The 15,472-nt window shown below is 66.8% G+C and carries 18 protein-coding genes; 11 read left to right on the plus strand and 7 right to left on the minus strand.

The features are described 5' to 3' along the window. Positions 1-38: 38 nt before the first annotated feature. Positions 39-887 carry a metal-dependent hydrolase gene (locus ACTHQV_RS11115; protein ID WP_440490292.1) on the minus strand — a complete coding sequence of 283 codons (849 nt, stop codon included), beginning with the start codon at positions 885-887 and terminating at the stop codon, positions 39-41. A 47-nt stretch (positions 888-934) separates the two neighbouring features. Here ACTHQV_RS11115 and ACTHQV_RS11120 point away from each other — a divergent pair, with 47 nt between their 5' ends. The 11 genes from ACTHQV_RS11120 (at position 935) to ACTHQV_RS11170 (ending at position 11,357) form a co-directional block, all read left to right on the plus strand. Next, positions 935-1,516: a TetR/AcrR family transcriptional regulator gene (locus ACTHQV_RS11120; protein WP_440490293.1), complete on the plus strand. Its 582-nt coding sequence runs from the start codon at positions 935-937 to the stop codon at positions 1,514-1,516. Then, complete coding sequence (locus tag ACTHQV_RS11125) at positions 1,516-2,004, plus strand: N-acetyltransferase family protein (RefSeq protein WP_440490294.1); 489 nt, start codon at positions 1,516-1,518, stop codon at positions 2,002-2,004. The genes ACTHQV_RS11120 and ACTHQV_RS11125 overlap by 1 nt, the downstream gene beginning before the upstream one ends. A 39-nt stretch (positions 2,005-2,043) precedes the next feature. Then, positions 2,044-3,090 (plus strand): GTPase ObgE, encoded by a 1,047-nt coding sequence (gene obgE, locus ACTHQV_RS11130; protein WP_440490296.1) that lies wholly within the window; start codon positions 2,044-2,046, stop codon positions 3,088-3,090. A gap of 170 nt (positions 3,091-3,260) precedes the next feature. Next, positions 3,261-4,346, plus strand: a complete 1,086-nt coding sequence (gene proB / locus ACTHQV_RS11135) for a glutamate 5-kinase (RefSeq protein ID WP_440490412.1) — start codon at positions 3,261-3,263, stop codon at positions 4,344-4,346. Between the two features lie 5 nt (positions 4,347-4,351). Next, on the plus strand, positions 4,352-5,242 hold the full coding sequence (locus tag ACTHQV_RS11140; protein WP_440490413.1) for an SDR family oxidoreductase: 891 nt from the start codon (positions 4,352-4,354) through the stop codon (positions 5,240-5,242). Positions 5,243-5,275: 33 nt separating this feature from the next. Further along, a complete protein-coding gene (locus ACTHQV_RS11145; protein ID WP_056451047.1) occupies positions 5,276-5,521 on the plus strand; it encodes an acyl carrier protein in 246 nt (81 codons plus the stop codon). A gap of 31 nt (positions 5,522-5,552) precedes the next feature. Beyond that, complete coding sequence (gene spt, locus ACTHQV_RS11150; RefSeq protein WP_440490298.1) at positions 5,553-6,812, plus strand: serine palmitoyltransferase; 1,260 nt, start codon at positions 5,553-5,555, stop codon at positions 6,810-6,812. Positions 6,813-6,994: 182 nt separating this feature from the next. Next, positions 6,995-8,188: an LPS export ABC transporter permease LptF gene (gene lptF, locus ACTHQV_RS11155; protein WP_440490299.1), complete on the plus strand. Its 1,194-nt coding sequence runs from the start codon at positions 6,995-6,997 to the stop codon at positions 8,186-8,188. Next, positions 8,188-9,279: an LPS export ABC transporter permease LptG gene (gene lptG / locus ACTHQV_RS11160; RefSeq protein WP_440490301.1), complete on the plus strand. Its 1,092-nt coding sequence runs from the start codon at positions 8,188-8,190 to the stop codon at positions 9,277-9,279. Before lptF ends, lptG begins: the two co-directional genes overlap by 1 nt. Positions 9,280-9,373: 94 nt before the next feature. Next, complete coding sequence (locus tag ACTHQV_RS11165; RefSeq protein WP_440490303.1) at positions 9,374-10,132, plus strand: sterol desaturase family protein; 759 nt, start codon at positions 9,374-9,376, stop codon at positions 10,130-10,132. 67 nt (positions 10,133-10,199) lie between these two features. Further along, positions 10,200-11,357 carry an N-acetyltransferase gene (locus tag ACTHQV_RS11170; RefSeq protein WP_440490304.1) on the plus strand — a complete coding sequence of 386 codons (1,158 nt, stop codon included), beginning with the start codon at positions 10,200-10,202 and terminating at the stop codon, positions 11,355-11,357. A gap of 45 nt (positions 11,358-11,402) precedes the next feature. Here the strand turns inward: ACTHQV_RS11170 and ACTHQV_RS11175 are convergent, their stop codons facing one another. From ACTHQV_RS11175 to ACTHQV_RS11200, 6 genes are all read right to left on the minus strand, one after another. Then, positions 11,403-11,621, minus strand: a complete 219-nt coding sequence (locus ACTHQV_RS11175) for a hypothetical protein (protein WP_440490306.1) — start codon at positions 11,619-11,621, stop codon at positions 11,403-11,405. A gap of 24 nt (positions 11,622-11,645) precedes the next feature. After that, a complete protein-coding gene (locus tag ACTHQV_RS11180) occupies positions 11,646-11,960 on the minus strand; it encodes a hypothetical protein (protein ID WP_440490307.1) in 315 nt (104 codons plus the stop codon). A 195-nt stretch (positions 11,961-12,155) separates the two neighbouring features. Continuing rightward, the gene (locus ACTHQV_RS11185) at positions 12,156-12,914 is read right to left on the minus strand and encodes a transporter (RefSeq protein ID WP_440490309.1); all 759 of its coding nucleotides are present in this window, start codon (positions 12,912-12,914) and stop codon (positions 12,156-12,158) included. After that, entirely contained in the window at positions 12,911-13,681 is a 771-nt protein-coding gene (gene xth, locus ACTHQV_RS11190) for an exodeoxyribonuclease III (protein ID WP_440490310.1), read from the minus strand. The genes ACTHQV_RS11185 and xth overlap by 4 nt, the downstream gene beginning before the upstream one ends. A 1-nt stretch (position 13,682) precedes the next feature. Continuing rightward, complete coding sequence (erpA, locus tag ACTHQV_RS11195; protein WP_440490311.1) at positions 13,683-14,021, minus strand: iron-sulfur cluster insertion protein ErpA; 339 nt, start codon at positions 14,019-14,021, stop codon at positions 13,683-13,685. 69 nt (positions 14,022-14,090) lie between these two features. Continuing rightward, positions 14,091-15,260 (minus strand): M23 family metallopeptidase, encoded by a 1,170-nt coding sequence (locus ACTHQV_RS11200; RefSeq protein WP_440490312.1) that lies wholly within the window; start codon positions 15,258-15,260, stop codon positions 14,091-14,093. Between the last annotated feature and the right edge of the window lie 212 nt (positions 15,261-15,472).

Raw genomic sequence — 15,472 nt, forward strand, 5'->3', positions numbered from 1 at the left:
CCGCTCCATGCGCCGACGCTACTGCCTGCGCAAGCCGGTCAGGCGCGCGCCAGTCGCGCCGCTTCGAACTCGCTGTCGACAAGGCCGATCAGCGCGCGGTCGTCATGGTTCCACGGGTGGAAGCCCGGCAGGAAGAAGGCGAGATACATGCCCAGCACCTTGCGCGCCATGCCCGGCCGGCCGAACGCATAGGCGAACAGCCGCCACTTGATGCGCGCCCCGCGCAACCCGTCCTGCGCGAGCAGGTCGAGGATGCCCGCGCTGCGCCCGCGGAAGAATTTGCCGGTGACGATCAGCATCACCAGCGCCTTGACCCGCCAGCGCTTGAACCGGGGCCAATGGCGCGTGGCATGGAGCCAAGTGTCGTAGGCGACGCCCTTGTGCTCGATCTCCTCGATCGCGTGCCAGCGCCACAGATCGGCCGCGGCCTGATCGCCGCCCGCGAGATGCGCCGGGTTCGCGATCAGTTCATGGGCGAGGATCGCGGTGAAATGTTCGAGGCACATCGTGGCGGCCAGATTGGCGATCGGCGGACGCCCCTTGGTGATCGACAGTTCGTGATCGATCCGCGCGTCGAGCCGCGACGTGTCATAGCCCTGATCGGTGACATGACGGTTGAACGCCACATGCTCGCGCGTGTGGATCGCCTCCTGCTTCACGAACGCCCGGATCTCGGCAGCGAGGCGCGGCGGGACCTCGTCGCGATACTGGCGGACGCTGTCGATGAAGAACCCCTCCCCCTTCGGAAAGGTGACCGACAGCGCGTTGTAGAAGGCGGTGGCGATCGGATCGTCGTTCAGCCACCACCGGCGATAGCCGCCGTCGCGCCCGAAGCGCAGGTCGCGCGGCGTGATCGTCAGATCGTCGGGAGTCTTTGCTTTCGACACGGTTCTGCTCCAACTAATGCCATGTCAGATGCCGATTACTTACACATATGTCAATAGCTCGCCGCCGCCTGTCCCCCGAAGCGTCGCGCGACGCGGCGCTCGATGCCGCACGCGACCTGCTGATCGAAGCCGGGCCGCAGGCGGTGACACTGAAAGCCGTCGCGACGCGGATCGGGCGGACGCATGCCAATCTGCTGCATCATTTCGGATCGGCATCGGGCCTGCAAAAGGCACTGGCCGAGCGGATGGCGACGACGATCACGGCGACGATCGGCGCGGCGGTGCTGCGTGCGCGCGACGGCGACCACGACCCGCGCGAGGTGGTCGACCTGACCTTTGACGCCTTCGATCGCGAGGGGGCGGGCGCGCTGGCCAGCTGGATGATCCTGTCCGGTAATGACGACGCGCTCGACCCGATCCTCGATGCGATCCACGCGCTGGTCGACCGGCTGGGTAGCGAACAGTCGCTGAGCGGCATGCCACTGGCCGAGGAGACGTTGCAGTTGGTGCTGATGGCGTTGGGCGACGCGCTGCTCGGCGGAGCGATGGCGAAGGCGTTGCGGCTGCCACGCGACAAGGCGCGCGAGCTGGCGGTACGCAGCCTGATGGCGGTGCGGGCGGAGGGGTGATGCTGGTCCGGCCGGCCACGCGCGCGGACGATGCCGCGATCGTCGACATCATCCTGCCGATCATCCACGCCGGCGAAACCTATGCGGTTGACCGTGACTTGACGGCTGATCAGGCGCTCGCCTTCTGGCATGCGCCGGGCAACAGCGTGTTCGTCGCCGAGGTCGAGGGCCACGTGCTCGGCAGCTATTTCTGCCGCGCGAACAAGGGGGGTGGCGGACGGCACGTCACCAATTGCGGCTATGCGACGCACGCCACGGCGACCGGCCGCGGCATCGCGCGGGCAATGGCCGAGCATTCATTCGATCATGCCCTGGCGAGCGGTTACCGGGCGATGCAGTTCAACTTCGTCGTCGCCAGCAACGTGCGCGCCGTGCGGCTTTGGCTGTCGCTGGGGTTCGAACAGGTCGGGCGACTGCCCGGCGCGTTCGATCATCCGACGCTGGGCGAGGTCGATGCCCTGGTGCTGTACCGGCGACTGCGACCATAGCCCCTTTCCCCTTGGCCCGACTCCGACTAAGCGGACGGGATGCATTTTCTCGATCAAGCCAAGATCTTCGTCCGGTCGGGCGGGGGCGGCCCCGGCGCCGTCAGCTTCCGCCGTGAGAAGTTCATGGAATATGGCGGCCCCGACGGCGGCAATGGCGGCAAGGGCGGCGACATCATCTTCGAAGCGGTCCCCGGTCTCAACACGCTGATCGACTTTCGCTATACCCAGCATTTCCGCGCCCCGCGCGGATCGGGCGGTGCGGGCGCGAACCGGACCGGTCCGGGCGGACGCGACCTGGTGATCCGGGTGCCGGTCGGAACGCAGGTGCTGTCGGAGGACAAGGAGACGGTGCTTGCCGACTTCACCCGTCCGGGGCAGCGTGAGGTATTCCTGCGCGGCGGCGATGGCGGGCGCGGCAATGCCAGCTACAAGACGTCGACCAACCGCGCACCGCGCCAGCACGGCACCGGCTGGCCCGGCGACGAGGCGTGGGTGTGGCTGCGGCTGAAGCTGCTCGCCGATGCCGGGCTGGTCGGGCTGCCCAATGCCGGCAAGTCGACCTTCATCAACGCGGTGACCAATGCGAATGCGAAGGTCGGCGACTATGCGTTCACCACCACCCGGCCGCAGCTGGGCGTGGTCAGCCACAAGCAGCGCGAGTTCGTGATCGCCGACATTCCCGGGCTGATCGAGGGCGCGGCGGAAGGCGCCGGGATCGGCGACCGCTTCCTCGGCCATATCGAGCGGTGCCGGGTGCTGCTGCACCTGATCGACAGCCATGTCGACGATCCAGTCGCGGCCTATCGCATCGTGCGCGGCGAGCTGGAGAATTACGGTGCCGATCTGGCGGAAAAGCCCGAGGTCATCGCGCTGAACAAGGCCGACCTGCTCGACGAGGAACTGACCGCGGCGCTGATCGCCGAACTCGAGGCGGAGAGCGGGGCGAAGGTACTGCCGCTGTCGGGCGCGACCGGACAGGGGCTGGAAGCGGTGCTCGACCGGCTGATCGCGGCGATCGGCCCGGCCGAGATGCATGCGCAGGACACCGGCGACGACGAGGGATCGCGCGAATGGTCGCCGATCTAGGGGCGGGAAGCTCCTCCCCGCTCCGCGGGGAGGGGGACCGTCCGCAGGAAGGTGGAGGGGGCGCGCCGCGCAACGCAACCGTTGTGGAGCAGGACGCCCCCCTCCACCAGCCTGCGGCTGGTCCCCCTCCCCGTGCCGGGGAGGAGTTTTCTCCTCAGAACTGTCCGCGCCTGGTCGTCAAGGTCGGCTCCGCGCTGCTAGTCGCGCCGGACGGACAGCCGCGCCGGGACTGGCTCGCGTCGCTCGTTGCCGACATCGCTGCGCGGGTGGCTGCCGGGCAGCAGATCGTCATCGTCTCCTCGGGCGCGATCGCGCTGGGCGCGCGGCGGTTGGGGCTGGCCAAGGGCGGTCGCGCCAGCCTCGAGGACGCGCAGGCGGCGGCGGCGACCGGACAGATTGCGCTGTCGAGCATCTGGGCCGACTTGCTTGGCCGCCACGGCCTGACCGCGGCGCAACTGCTGGTGACGCTCGACGATCTCGAGGATCGCCGCCGCTATCTCAACGTCTCGGCAACGCTCGGGCGGTTGCTGACGCTCGGCGTGGTGCCGGTCGTCAACGAGAATGACAGCGTGGCGACCGAGGAAATCCGGTTCGGCGACAATGACCGTCTCGCCGCCCGTGTCGGCGCCGCCGCGCGCGCGAACGGCGTCGTCCTGCTGTCCGATATCGACGGCCTCTACGATTCGAACCCGCACAGCAACCCGGACGCCCGGCTGATCCCCCATGTCGCGCAGATCGATGCCACGATCATGGCCATGGCCGATGCGAAATCGTCATCGGGCATGGGGTCGGGCGGCATGGTGTCGAAGGTCGAAGCGGCCCGCATCGCCACCAGCGCCGGCGCCAACCTCGCCATCGCCAGCGGGCGGATCGACCATCCGCTCGCGCGGTTCGGCGAAACCGGCCATGGCACCGTCTTCGCCACCGCCGGCAACGCCCCGGCGCGCAAGGCATGGCTGTCCGGCGGGCTGACCGATCGCGGCGCGATCCGTATTGATGCCGGTGCGGCGAAGGCGCTGGCGACCGGGCGCAGCCTGTTGGCGGCGGGCGCGGTCGCGGTCGAGGGCGAGTTCGTCCGCGGCGACCTGATCCGCATCGTCGATGCCGACAACCGCACGATCGCGCGCGGGCTGGTCGAATATGATGCCGGCGAAGTCGCGCGCATTGTCGGGCGGCGCAGCGACGAACTGGCCATGCTGCTCGGCTATGCCCCGCGATCGGCGCTGGTCCATCGCAACCATATGGCCCTGTTGTGAGGACGATGGCGCTGACCGGCGGCACCGGCTTTGTCGGGCGCCGCGTGATCGCGCAGGCGGTCGGCCAGGGCTGGCACGTCCGCGCACTGACCCGCCGGGCGCAGCCGGCCGAACCGAATGTCAGCTGGGTTCGCGGCGCACTCGACAAGCCCGAGTCCTTGAGCGAACTGGTCGCGCAAGCCGATGTCGTCGTCCATGTTGCGGGCGTCGTGAACGCGCCCGACGTCGCGGGGTTCACCGCCGGCAACGTCACCGGCACCCGCGCGATCCTCGATGCAGCGGAAGGCGGCGGCGTCCGGCGCTTCGTCCATGTCTCGTCGCTGTCCGCCCGCGAGCCGCACCTGTCGACCTATGGCGCCTCGAAGCGCGCCGGCGAGGACCTGGTCGCGGCGAGCGATCGCGACTGGACGATCGTGCGGCCGAGCGGCGTCTATGGGCCAGGCGATACCGAGATGCGCGACATGTTCCGCATGGCACAGATGGGGCTGGCGTTGCTGCCCCCGCCGGGACGGGTCGCGCTGGTCGCGGTCGACGATCTCGCCCGGCTGCTGCTGGCGCTGGCCGACAGCGGGGGTCCGCGCGCGATCCTCGAGGTCGATGACGGCAATCCGATGAGCCATGCCGAGCTCGCCAAGCTGATCGGCGATGCCGTCGGGCAGCGGGTGCTGCCGATGCATCTGCCGGCCGGGCTGTTGCGGATCGGTGCAAAGCTCGACCGGAAATTTCGCGGCGCGGCGGCCAAGCTGACCGAGGACCGCGCCCGCTATCTGGCGCATCCCGACTGGACCGCCGACCCGGCGCGCCGCCCCGATCCGCGCCTGTGGGAACCCCGCATCGCCACGCCGCGCGGCCTTGCCGACACCGCGGCATGGTATCGCGCGCACGGTCTGCTATAGGCCCGCGCAACCACGCATATTGGAAAGACCCGCATGAGCGACCGTGCCGCCACCCTCGAAACCATCACCGGCCTGATCGAACCGTTCAACAAGAAGGGCGTCGCGCTGACCGAGGCGACGACGTTCGCCGGCGATCTCGAATGGGACAGCCTGACCGTGATGGATTTCGTCGCGGCGGTGGAGGACGAATTCGACATCGTCATCACGATGAACATGCAGGCCGATATCGAAACCGTCGGCCAGCTGGCCGATGCCGTCGAAAAGCTCAAGACCGCCTGACCGCCCTGCCCGGCCCCGAAAGACCGAACCCATGACCGAAGCCGCCGCCACCGCCCACGCCCTGTCCGATTCGCTCGAACCGGTCGCGCCCGAACGCGACCTGTTCAGCAAGTTCGATCCGCTGATCGCCGAGCGCGAGGCGCTGCTGGCGACCGGGGTGCGCGATCCCTTCGCGATCGTCATGGACAAGGTGACGTCGCCGACCCAGGCGGTGATCCGCGGCAAGGACACGATCCTGCTCGGCACCTATAACTATATGGGCATGACCTTCGACCCCGACGTGATCGCCGCGGGCAAGCAGGCGTTCGATGATTTCGGATCGGGCACGACCGGCAGCCGGGTATTGAACGGCACCTACGACCCGCACAAGGATTGCGAGGCGGCGCTGCGCGAATTCTACGGCACCGACCATGCCATGGTGTTCTCGACCGGATACCAAGCGAACCTCGGAATCATCTCGACGCTGGCGGGCAAGGGCGAGTATATCATCCTCGACGCCGACAGCCACGCATCGATCTATGACGGCTGCTCGCTCGGCAATGCCGAGATCGTCCGCTTTCGCCACAATTCGGTCGAGGACCTTGACCGCCGGCTGGGCCGCCTGCCCAAGGAACCGGGCAAGCTGGTTGTGCTGGAGGGCGTCTATTCGATGCTCGGCGACATCGCGCCGCTGCCCGAAATGGTCGCGGTCGCGAAGAAGCATGGCGCAATGGTGCTGGTCGACGAAGCGCATGGCATGGGCTTCTTCGGCCCCAATGGCCGCGGCGTGTACGAGGAACAGGGCGTCGAGAAGGACGTCGATTTCGTCGTCGGCACCTTCTCGAAATCGGTCGGCACGGTCGGCGGTTTCTGCGTGTCGAACCATCCGAAGTTCGACGTGATGCGGCTGGTCTGCCGTCCCTATGTGTTCACCGCATCGCTTCCGCCGTCGGTCGTCGCCACTGCCGCCACCTCGATCCGCAAGCTGATGCATGCCGGCGACAAGCGCGCGCATCTGTGGCGCAATTCGAAGCGGCTGCATGGCGGGTTGAAGGACCTCGGCTTCAAGCTCGGTACCGATACGCCGCAATCGGCGATCATCGCCGTGATCCTCGAGGATCAGACGCAGGCGGTGGCGATGTGGCAGGCGCTGCTCGAAGGTGGTCTGTACGTCAACATGGCCCGCCCGCCCGCGACCCCGGCTGGCACCTTCCTGCTGCGCTGCTCGCTGTGCGCCGAGCATAGCGCCGAGCAGGTCGAAACGATACTTGGCATGTTCGAGGCGGCAGGTAAGGCCGTAGGCGTCCTCTAAATCTTCCCCGCCCCGCGGGGAGGGGGACCATCCGCAGGATGGTGGAGGGGGTGGCGGCACACGCAACGGTAGCGTGCCGAGGCGCCCCCCCACCACCGCTTCGCGGCGGTCCCCCTCGCCCGTGCCGGGGAGGATCGCAACGGGACTAGCTTCGCCCGCAACCTTCGGTATAGCCGTCCCCCATGCCATCGATCGATCGCTACATGGCCCGGCTGATCGCGGTGCCGCTTTTCTCTACGCTGTTGATTTCGGCGATGTTGCTCGTCCTCGACCGGATGCTGCGTCTGTTCGATTTCGTCGCGGCGGAGGGCGGACCGGTCAGCGTGGTGTGGCGGATGCTTGCCAATCTGCTGCCCGAATATCTGGGGCTCGGCATCCCGATCGGCCTGATGCTCGGCATCCTGCTGGCCTTCCGCAAACTGGCGACCTCGTCCGAGCTCGACGTGATGCTGGGCGTCGGCATGAGCTATTGGCGGCTGCTGCGCGTGCCGTTCATCTATGCGACGGTGCTGGCGGCGGCGAACCTTGCCATCGTGGGCTATATCCAGCCGCTGGCCCGCTATAATTACGAGGCTCTCCGCTTCGAACTCCGCACCGGTGCGCTGGGTGCCTCGATCAAGGTCGGCGAATTCACCAAGCTCGGCGACCGGATGACGCTGCGGATCGAGGAAAGCCGCGATTCGGGTGCCGATCTGCGTGGCATCTTCGTGCAGGCCAGCCGCCCCGACGGCCAGTGGCTGGGCGTCACCGCCGAACGCGGTCAGTTCCTGCGCACCGACGATCCCAATACGATCATCTTCCGCCTGACCAACGGCACGCTGATCCACAATGCGCCCGATTTTCGCGTTCCCCGCACGTTGACCTTCACCGCGCACGACCTGCCGATCGACCTGCCCAAGTTCGGCAATTTCCGTCCGCGCGGGGGCCGCGATCTCGAACAGACGCTGCCGCAGCTGGCGATCACGGGCAAGAACCCGAATGTCAGCGAGGAGGACCGCGACGCCGCGCGCGCGAATTTCCACTTCCGACTGGCCGAGGTCGCGACGATGTTCCTGCTGCCGATGCTGGCACTCGCACTGGGCGTGCCGCCGAAACGGTCGTCGTCGGCGCTGGGCGTCTTCCTGTCGATCGTGATGATCGTGACCTATCACAAGGTCAACGAATATGGCGAGGCGGTCGGCGGGCTCGGGCGGATCGATCCGATCATCGCCCTGTGGGTGCCGTTCCTGCTGTTCGCGGCTCTGGTGTTCCGCCTGTATTGGGTGATCGCGCGCGTGCCGGGCGGCGAACCGATCGGCGGGCTGGAGCGGGGTGCCGCCAAGATCGGCAAGTTCATCGGCCGTTATCTGCCCGGCCGGCGCAAGGCAGCAGCCTGATGCGCGCCTTCTTTCCGTCGAGCACGGTCGCCATCTACATGGCGCGGCTGTTCCTCGTGCGCACCTTCGCCATCCTGTTCGCGTTGGTGCTGGTGCTGCAGGCGCTCGACCTGCTGTCGGAAAGCGGCAAGATCCTTGCCCAGCCGGGTAACGGGCAGGCCGAGATCCTGCGCTATGTCTCGCTGCGCGCGCCGCAAATCGTCGCGCGCTTCCTGCCCTTCTCGGTGCTGCTCGGCACGATCCTGACGCTGACCCAACTCAACCAGAATAGCGAGATCATCAGTCTGAAGGCCGCCGGCCTGTCGGCACATCAGGTGCTGGCCCCGCTGATCCTCGCCAGCTTCGGGGTGGCGGCGCTGTCGTTCGCCTTCAACGAACGGGTGGTGGCGCGGGCGACGGCGACGCTGACGGCATGGGACGATGTGGATTACGGTCCGATCCCGGTCGATCGCGGCGAACGCACCAACGTCTGGGTCCGCGACGGCGACAATCTGATTCAGGTGGCGCGGGTGGCGGGACGTGGCGAACAGACCCGGCTGCGCGGTATCACCGTCTACTCGCGCGACGGTTCCTCGCTGCGTGCCCTGACGACCGCCAGCAGCGGCCGGCGCGAGAACGGAGCGTGGCGGATCGAGAATGCCGAACGTTTCACCGTGGCGACCGGCGTGCGCGAACGGCTGGGCACGCTGCGTATCGCCGGCGGGGTACGGCCCGACCAGTTCACGCTCCAGAATGTCGATCCCGACGGCCTGTCCTTCGCCCAATTGGCGCGCGCGATCGACGACCTGACCGAAGCGGGCCGCCCGACCAAGGCGCTGGAAGGGGCGCTGTGGCACAAGCTGTCGGGGCCGCTGTCGGCGGTGCTCATGCCGCTGCTGGCCGCGGTCGCCGCATTCGGCGTCGCAAGGTCTGGAAAATTGTTCGTGCGCGCGGTCATTGGCATGGCGCTCGGCTTTACCTATTTCGTGGCGGACAATTTTGCGTTGGCGATGGGCAACCTTGGCGCCTATCCCCCGTTCCTAGCCGCATGGGCGCCGTTTCTGCTGTTCTTCCTGATCGGCGAAGCGGTGCTGATCCGAACCGAGGAATGACGCAGGATCGTCGTACTTTGGCCGCAAATCGTCCCCAGATGCGGATGATGGGCGGCATCGCCCGATCGAGGAATGAGTTGAGGAAGTTGGCCCGATGAACGCGATCACCGAGAAGCAGGGCTTCTGGAAGAAGTCGCACCATCTCGACAAGATGACCTTCAAGGAGCTTGTCGTCGCGTATTTTCAGTATCCGGCGATCATCGCCTATATCGCGCTGTCGTTCGTCGCGATCGGCCTGTTCGTCTGGTCGCCTGCGCCGTTGCTGCCGACGCTGGCGTCGGTCGGGGTCGCGGTCCTCGCCTATCCGTTGGTGTGGTATGTACTGCACCGCTGGGTGCTGCATTCCAACTGGATGTTCAAGATTTCGCCGCTCGCCGCGACGTGGAAGCGGATCCATTACGATCACCATCAGGACCCCAATCATCTGGAGGTGCTGTTCGGCGCGCTGCACACCACCCTACCCGCGATCGCGATGGCGACCGCACCGGTCGGCTATCTGATCGGCGGTTTCGGGGGCGCGATGGCGGCGCTGGCCACGGGCCTGCTCACCACCTGCTTCTACGAATTCTGCCACTGCATCCAGCATCTGGCCTACAAGCCCAAGAACAAGCTGCTGGTCGCGTGGAAGCGCAAGCACATGGCGCACCATTTCCACGACGAACATGGCAATTTCGGCATCACCAACTTCTTTTGGGATAAGGTGTTCGGCACCCATTACGAGCGGTCGGAGCGCCCGGAAAAGAGCCCGACCGTCTTCAATCTCGGCTATACCGAGGACGTGGCGAAGAAGTATCCGAAGGTCGCCGAACTGTCGGGTGGCGTGGCGAAGGGTCATCCGCGCTATCGCGGATGACCGATTTGTCATTTGATGTTTGGGACGGGGCGGCGCATTGCCGCCCCGTTGTCGTTTGGGGGATACAATGTCGGATACGCAGGTGAAGGTTCGTCCGGTTCTGAACGGGACCGATCGCAAGGCGTTCATCGCCCTGCCCTATCGCCTCTATGCCAACGATCCGCATTGGGTGCCGCCGCTCAAGACCGAAGTCGCGGCGACGATCGATCCGAAGAAGAATGGCTGGTTCAGCCATGCCGAGGGCCAGTTGTTCCTCGCCGAACGCGGCGGCCGGGTCGTCGGCCGTATCTCGGCGCATATCGACACGCTCGCGCTGACCATGCCGGCGGACAAGGGGTTCGGCCCCGGCGTCGGCTTCTGGGGCATGATCGAGGCGGAGGACGAGGCGACCGCCACCGCGCTGATCGCGCAGGCGGAGCATTGGCTGCGCGACAAGGGCATGACCCGCGCGATCGGCCCGGTGGCGCTGTCGATCTGGGAAGAGCCGGGGCTGCTGATCCAGGGCCACGACCATAGCCCGACGGTGCTGATGGGCCATCACCTGCCGCAGTATCGCGGCTGGATCGAAGGGGCCGGCTATGCCCCGGTCAAGCAGCTCGTGACCTATGAGCTCGACATCACCAAGGATTTCCCGCCGATCGTGCAGCGCATCGTGGCGGCGGGCGAGAAGAACGAACGCATCCGCATCCGCCGCGTCAACAAGGCGAAGTTCGCCGACGAAGCCGCGATCATTCTGCGCATCCTAAACGACGCATGGTCGGACAATTGGGGCTTCGTACCGCTGACCCGGCCCGAGGTCGACGATGTCGGCAAGAAGCTGAAGCCGCTGGTGTTCGAGGATCTGATCCGTATCGCCGAACTGGACGGTGAACCGGTCGCGTTCATGATTACCCTGCCCGACATGAACGAGCCGCTGAAGCCGATGGGCGGGTCGCTGCTGCCGTTCAACTGGTTGAAGCTGCTGCTGTGGCTGCGCGCACCCAAGGCGCGGACGATGCGCGTGCCGCTGATGGGCGTCGTGAAGCGGTTGCAGGCATCGCGCATGGCGAGCCAGCTGGCCTTCATGATGATCGAATATATCCGCCGCGATGCGGTGGCGAAGTTCGGCGCGTCGCGCGGCGAGATCGGCTGGGTGCTCGACGACAATCAGGGCATGAACGCGATCGCCACCACCATCGATAGCAAGATCAACCGCGTCTATCAGATGTACGAACGTACCTTCTGAAGAGGACGGCCGCCGGGTGCCCCGCCCCGGCGGCGATCGTCATCGTCAGTCACGCATCAGCACGAGGACCGGGTCGAAGCCGCGGGCGCGCCATTCGTCGCGGGTCCGGCAGATCTTGCCCTTTAGCAGCGACCCTTCGCGGCGATCGATGATGCAGTAGCGCTTGATGCGCGGCGTGGTGGCGACCGGAGTGGTCGGCTGCGCCGGTGCTTCGGCGGCAGGCGCGGTGGCGGCGACCAGTGCGGCCAGCAAGGTTGCGATCATGGTAGTCCCTCCCGTTCCTGAAACTCAGCGGCCGGCCAGCGCGGCGTCGAGATCGACACCCATCGCCTGCCAATCGGCACGGGTCTTGCAGACGCGCGGCATGATGCGCGAACCGGTGCGTTCGGTGCGGAAGCAGTAGCGCGCGTTCGGCGCGGCCTTGTACGCGACGGCGGCGGGTCCGGCGGCGAGCGTGACGGTCAGCGGCAGCACCGATACGGCGGCGGTGGCAGCGACTGGGCTCGGCGTCGCAACGGGTGCCGCTTCGGGTTCGGCAGCGAAGGCCGAAGTGGTGGCGACGAGGCCGAGGACGATCGAAGTGGCAAAGCGAATGGCGGTCATGATGCTGTCTCCCTGTGCGCGTCCGGTGTGTTTCCGAACATGCCACTAGCTTTGCAGCGACCGTGCCAGTTTCATATTTCCCTGTTTTTCAATGACTTGTAGGTTGACTACAGTTGTAGATGTGGTATTCGCCACCAATCCGCGGGAATTGCCACCATCGGTTGGGATAGTATCCGACGCATCGATCGCGCCCGATCAAAAACGATGCGAAATACCGCTATAGACCCGCAATCCCGGCGTCTCGTCGTCCAGCCCGGCGACCCCGCCGGCGTCGATCTGCAGGTCGGGCGACACCTGCCACGCGATTGCCAGCGCGACCCGGCGCTCGGTCGCCTCGTCGTCGTGCGACCATTGCCCCTCCGCCGTCAGCTGGCACCGATCGGACAGGACGATGCCGAGGCCGAGCGTCGCGGTAGCCGCCACCAAATGGCCGGGCGCATCTTGACGCGGCATCCACGCCAGTTGGGGAGAGAATTGCAGGTTCAGAATCTTGCTGAGATCATAGCTGATCGGCGCGACCATCCCCGCCCCCCAGCCACCGTCACCGATCGGCGCACGCCCGACCGGCACCGTGACCGATGGTTGCAGCCCATAGGACAGACCTTTGCCATCGGGATTGCGCAGTGCGATCCGGCCGCCGATCTCTATATCGCCGGTCCGCGTCGTCCGCCGCCCGCTGGTCCGGTCGCGTTCGATGCCGAGCGGAGTCCAGTTCAGCTGCGCCTCGATCCGGTCGGTCAGCCCGAGCCGGAACAGCGTGTCGCCGAACAGCACGGTATCGCTGTCGTCATCGCGCTCCCAATCGGACAGCGCGGTTTCCACCGCCGCGCGGCCGGGATCCAGCACGCAAGCCGACTGGCCGAGGCTCGGCCGCGTCGGACAATAATCGCGTGCCAGCGCTGCCCCGCTCGCAAGATACGCCGCGGCGCCGAGCGCCGCCAGCCGCGCGATCAACGCAGTCGGACCCAGGTCGGCGCGTGGTCGCTCGCCTTTTCCCGGCCGCGATACGCCTTGTCGACGCCCGCGTCGATCATCCGGTCGGCGGCGATAGGGCTAAGCAGTAGATGGTCGATGCGGAAGCCTGCATCGCGCTGCCACGATCCGGCCTGATAGTCCCAGAAGGTCCACACGCTACCCTTTGGAAAGCGGGTACGTAGCGAGTCGGTCCATCCTTGGGCCAGCAGCGCGCGGTAGCCGGCACGCGATTCAGGCTGCATCAGCGCATCGCTCTGCATCGCTCGAACCGAGAAGGTGTCGTCGTCATTGGGAATGACGTTATAGTCGCCGGCCAGCACGACCGCGCGCTCTTCCGCGAGCAGCACCGCCGCACGCTTCCGCAACCGGTCGATCCAGCGCAGCTTATAGTCGAATTTCGGCCCCGGCTGCGGATTGCCGTTGGGCAGATAGATCGAGGCGACGACCAACCCGTCGACCTCGGCCTCCAGATAGCGGCTATGCTCGTCCTCGGGCTCGCCCGACAGGCCGCGCTGCCGCTCGACCGGGTCGGTGCCACGCGCCAGCACCGCGACGCCGTTGAACCCCTTCTGCCCATGCCACAGCGCGCCGTAGCCGGCTGCGCGGATATCAGCTTCGGGAAAGGTGTCGTCGCTCGATTTCAGTTCCTGAAGACAGACGATATCCGGCTGTTCCTCGGCCAGATATTCGAGCAACCGCGGCAGCCGCGCCTTGATGCCGTTGACGTTGTAGGTGACGATCCGCACGTCAGACCGCGAAGCTGGTGCCGCAGCCGCAGCCCGACGCCGCTTGCGGATTGGTCACGCGGAACGCCGCGCCGCCCAGCGATTCGACGAAATCGACCTCGCTGCCGCGCACCAGATCGATGCTGACCGGGTCGACGACCAGGGTGACGCCATCGGTCTGCGTGACGCTATCGTCGGCTTCGACCGTGTCCGCCAGTCCGAAACGGTATTGGAAACCCGAACAGCCGCCCCCTTCGACCGAAAGGCGCAGGATGGCGGGCTTGGCCTGTTTCGCGGCGATCGCCGCGACGCGCTGTGCGGCGGAGGCGGACAGGGAGATATCGATGGAGCTGGTCGTCATCGCGTTGAGATAGGCCCGCCGCGAACGATCGGCAACGGGCCAGTCGGCGCGGCGTCGATCGGCGGTGAATCAGTCGGCGACGGGACCGCCCATCGCCACCCGCTGCCGCTGCGCCCGATCGGCCGCCATCGCCAGTTCGCCCGCCTGCAGATAGGGGGCCGGGTTGACCGCCGAACCGTCGATACGGACTTCGTAATGCAGATGGCTGCCGGTCGAACGGCCGGTCGATCCCATCAGGCCGATGAGCTGGCCGCGCTTCACGCGCTGGCTGTCATGGACGATGATCTTCGACAAATGGCCATAGCGGGTGGCGATGCCCTTGCCATGGTTCACCTCGATCAGGTTGCCATAGCCGCCGGCGCGTTCGGCGCGGGCGACGATGCCGTCGGCAGTGGCATAGACCGGGGTGCCGAGCGGACCGGGAATGTCGACCCCGGCATGCATCGCGGCGGTGCCACGGAACGGGTCGGAGCGGACGCCGAAGTTGCTGGTGAAGGACAGCCTCTCGACCGGCTGATAGGACGGGATCGAGATCGCCGCCTGTTCGAGCGTATCGAGCTTCTTCCAGCTGAGGAACAGCGCGCGGAACTGGGCATCTGCCTGTGCATCGGCAGTGGCGGAGGCGGCGGTCGCCGCAGCGGCGGTGGCGGCATCGACCGGTTCGTATGGACCACCCATCGCCGGCATCACGCGGCGCGGGTTCAGCCCCAGCTTGCGGATGGTGCGCGCGGTATCGGCATAGCGGGCGTCCGCAATCGCCTTGGCCTGCGACGCCATTTCCGCCTGCTGCCGCGCGACGCGCTCGAACGGGCGGGTGACGAAATTGGCACCCGTCGCGGGCGCCTGATCCAGCGCGGCCAGCGCCAGCGCATCGGCATCCTCGTCGCCGGTCAGCACCGCCGCCAATGCCGCCTGCCGCTTGTCGAGCCGGGCGGCGTGGGCGCGGGCATCGGCATGGAGGCGGGCGACATCGGCACGCATCGCGTCGACCTGCTGTTGCATCGCTGCAACCTTCTCGTCCGAGGTCGCCACCGCGCTCGTCGCCGCCTGGCTCATGCCGAACGCCGAGAAGGCGATGGTGACCGCGGCAAGGCCCGCTGCCGCCACTTGGTTGCGGCCGGTGATGGTGTGACGACGGATCCCGCCACCGTCATGGAACAAAAAATGCCGCGTACGAAAGATCGAACGGAACCCGGCAAAGGGAGCGACGTTGGTTTTCAATACGGAAGTAATCGACATTCTGTCCCGCTATCCGAGCGTTATGCACGCGCCGGAAACGCCGACACGAACGATGAACCCCAATGTCCCGACGGTTTGCCCCACCGCGCATCGACGGATAGGGGACTTGCCGGATAGCGGGCGGGTTACGCAAGCGCCCGACCCGACCCGCGCGGTAAAGCGTCGTACTTGCGCGGTCAGTCGTTTAACCATCCGGTCCGGACAATGCGGTC

Origin of the sequence: Sphingomonas sp. SAFR-052 (assembly GCF_051965015.1) — a bacterium.
Taxonomy (GTDB): Bacteria; Pseudomonadota; Alphaproteobacteria; order Sphingomonadales; family Sphingomonadaceae; genus Sphingomonas.

Bases quoted from the DNA above. Each gene is read 5' to 3' on its own strand.
- ACTHQV_RS11120 (WP_440490293.1), top strand. From the start codon at position 935: ATGTCAATAGCTCGCCGCCGCCTGTCCCCCGAAGCGTCGCGCGACGCG.
- ACTHQV_RS11125 (WP_440490294.1), top strand. From the start codon at position 1,516: ATGCTGGTCCGGCCGGCCACGCGCGCGGACGATGCCGCGATCGTCGAC.
- obgE (WP_440490296.1), top strand. From the start codon at position 2,044: ATGCATTTTCTCGATCAAGCCAAGATCTTCGTCCGGTCGGGCGGGGGC.
- ACTHQV_RS11140 (WP_440490413.1), top strand. From the start codon at position 4,352: ATGGCGCTGACCGGCGGCACCGGCTTTGTCGGGCGCCGCGTGATCGCG.
- ACTHQV_RS11145 (WP_056451047.1), top strand. From the start codon at position 5,276: ATGAGCGACCGTGCCGCCACCCTCGAAACCATCACCGGCCTGATCGAA.
- spt (WP_440490298.1), top strand. From the start codon at position 5,553: ATGACCGAAGCCGCCGCCACCGCCCACGCCCTGTCCGATTCGCTCGAA.
- lptF (WP_440490299.1), top strand. From the start codon at position 6,995: ATGCCATCGATCGATCGCTACATGGCCCGGCTGATCGCGGTGCCGCTT.
- lptG (WP_440490301.1), top strand. From the start codon at position 8,188: ATGCGCGCCTTCTTTCCGTCGAGCACGGTCGCCATCTACATGGCGCGG.
- ACTHQV_RS11165 (WP_440490303.1), top strand. From the start codon at position 9,374: ATGAACGCGATCACCGAGAAGCAGGGCTTCTGGAAGAAGTCGCACCAT.
- ACTHQV_RS11170 (WP_440490304.1), top strand. From the start codon at position 10,200: ATGTCGGATACGCAGGTGAAGGTTCGTCCGGTTCTGAACGGGACCGAT.
- ACTHQV_RS11175 (WP_440490306.1), bottom strand. From the start codon at position 11,621: ATGATCGCAACCTTGCTGGCCGCACTGGTCGCCGCCACCGCGCCTGCC.
- ACTHQV_RS11180 (WP_440490307.1), bottom strand. From the start codon at position 11,960: ATGACCGCCATTCGCTTTGCCACTTCGATCGTCCTCGGCCTCGTCGCC.
- erpA (WP_440490311.1), bottom strand. From the start codon at position 14,021: ATGACGACCAGCTCCATCGATATCTCCCTGTCCGCCTCCGCCGCACAG.
- ACTHQV_RS11200 (WP_440490312.1), bottom strand. From the start codon at position 15,260: ATGTCGATTACTTCCGTATTGAAAACCAACGTCGCTCCCTTTGCCGGG.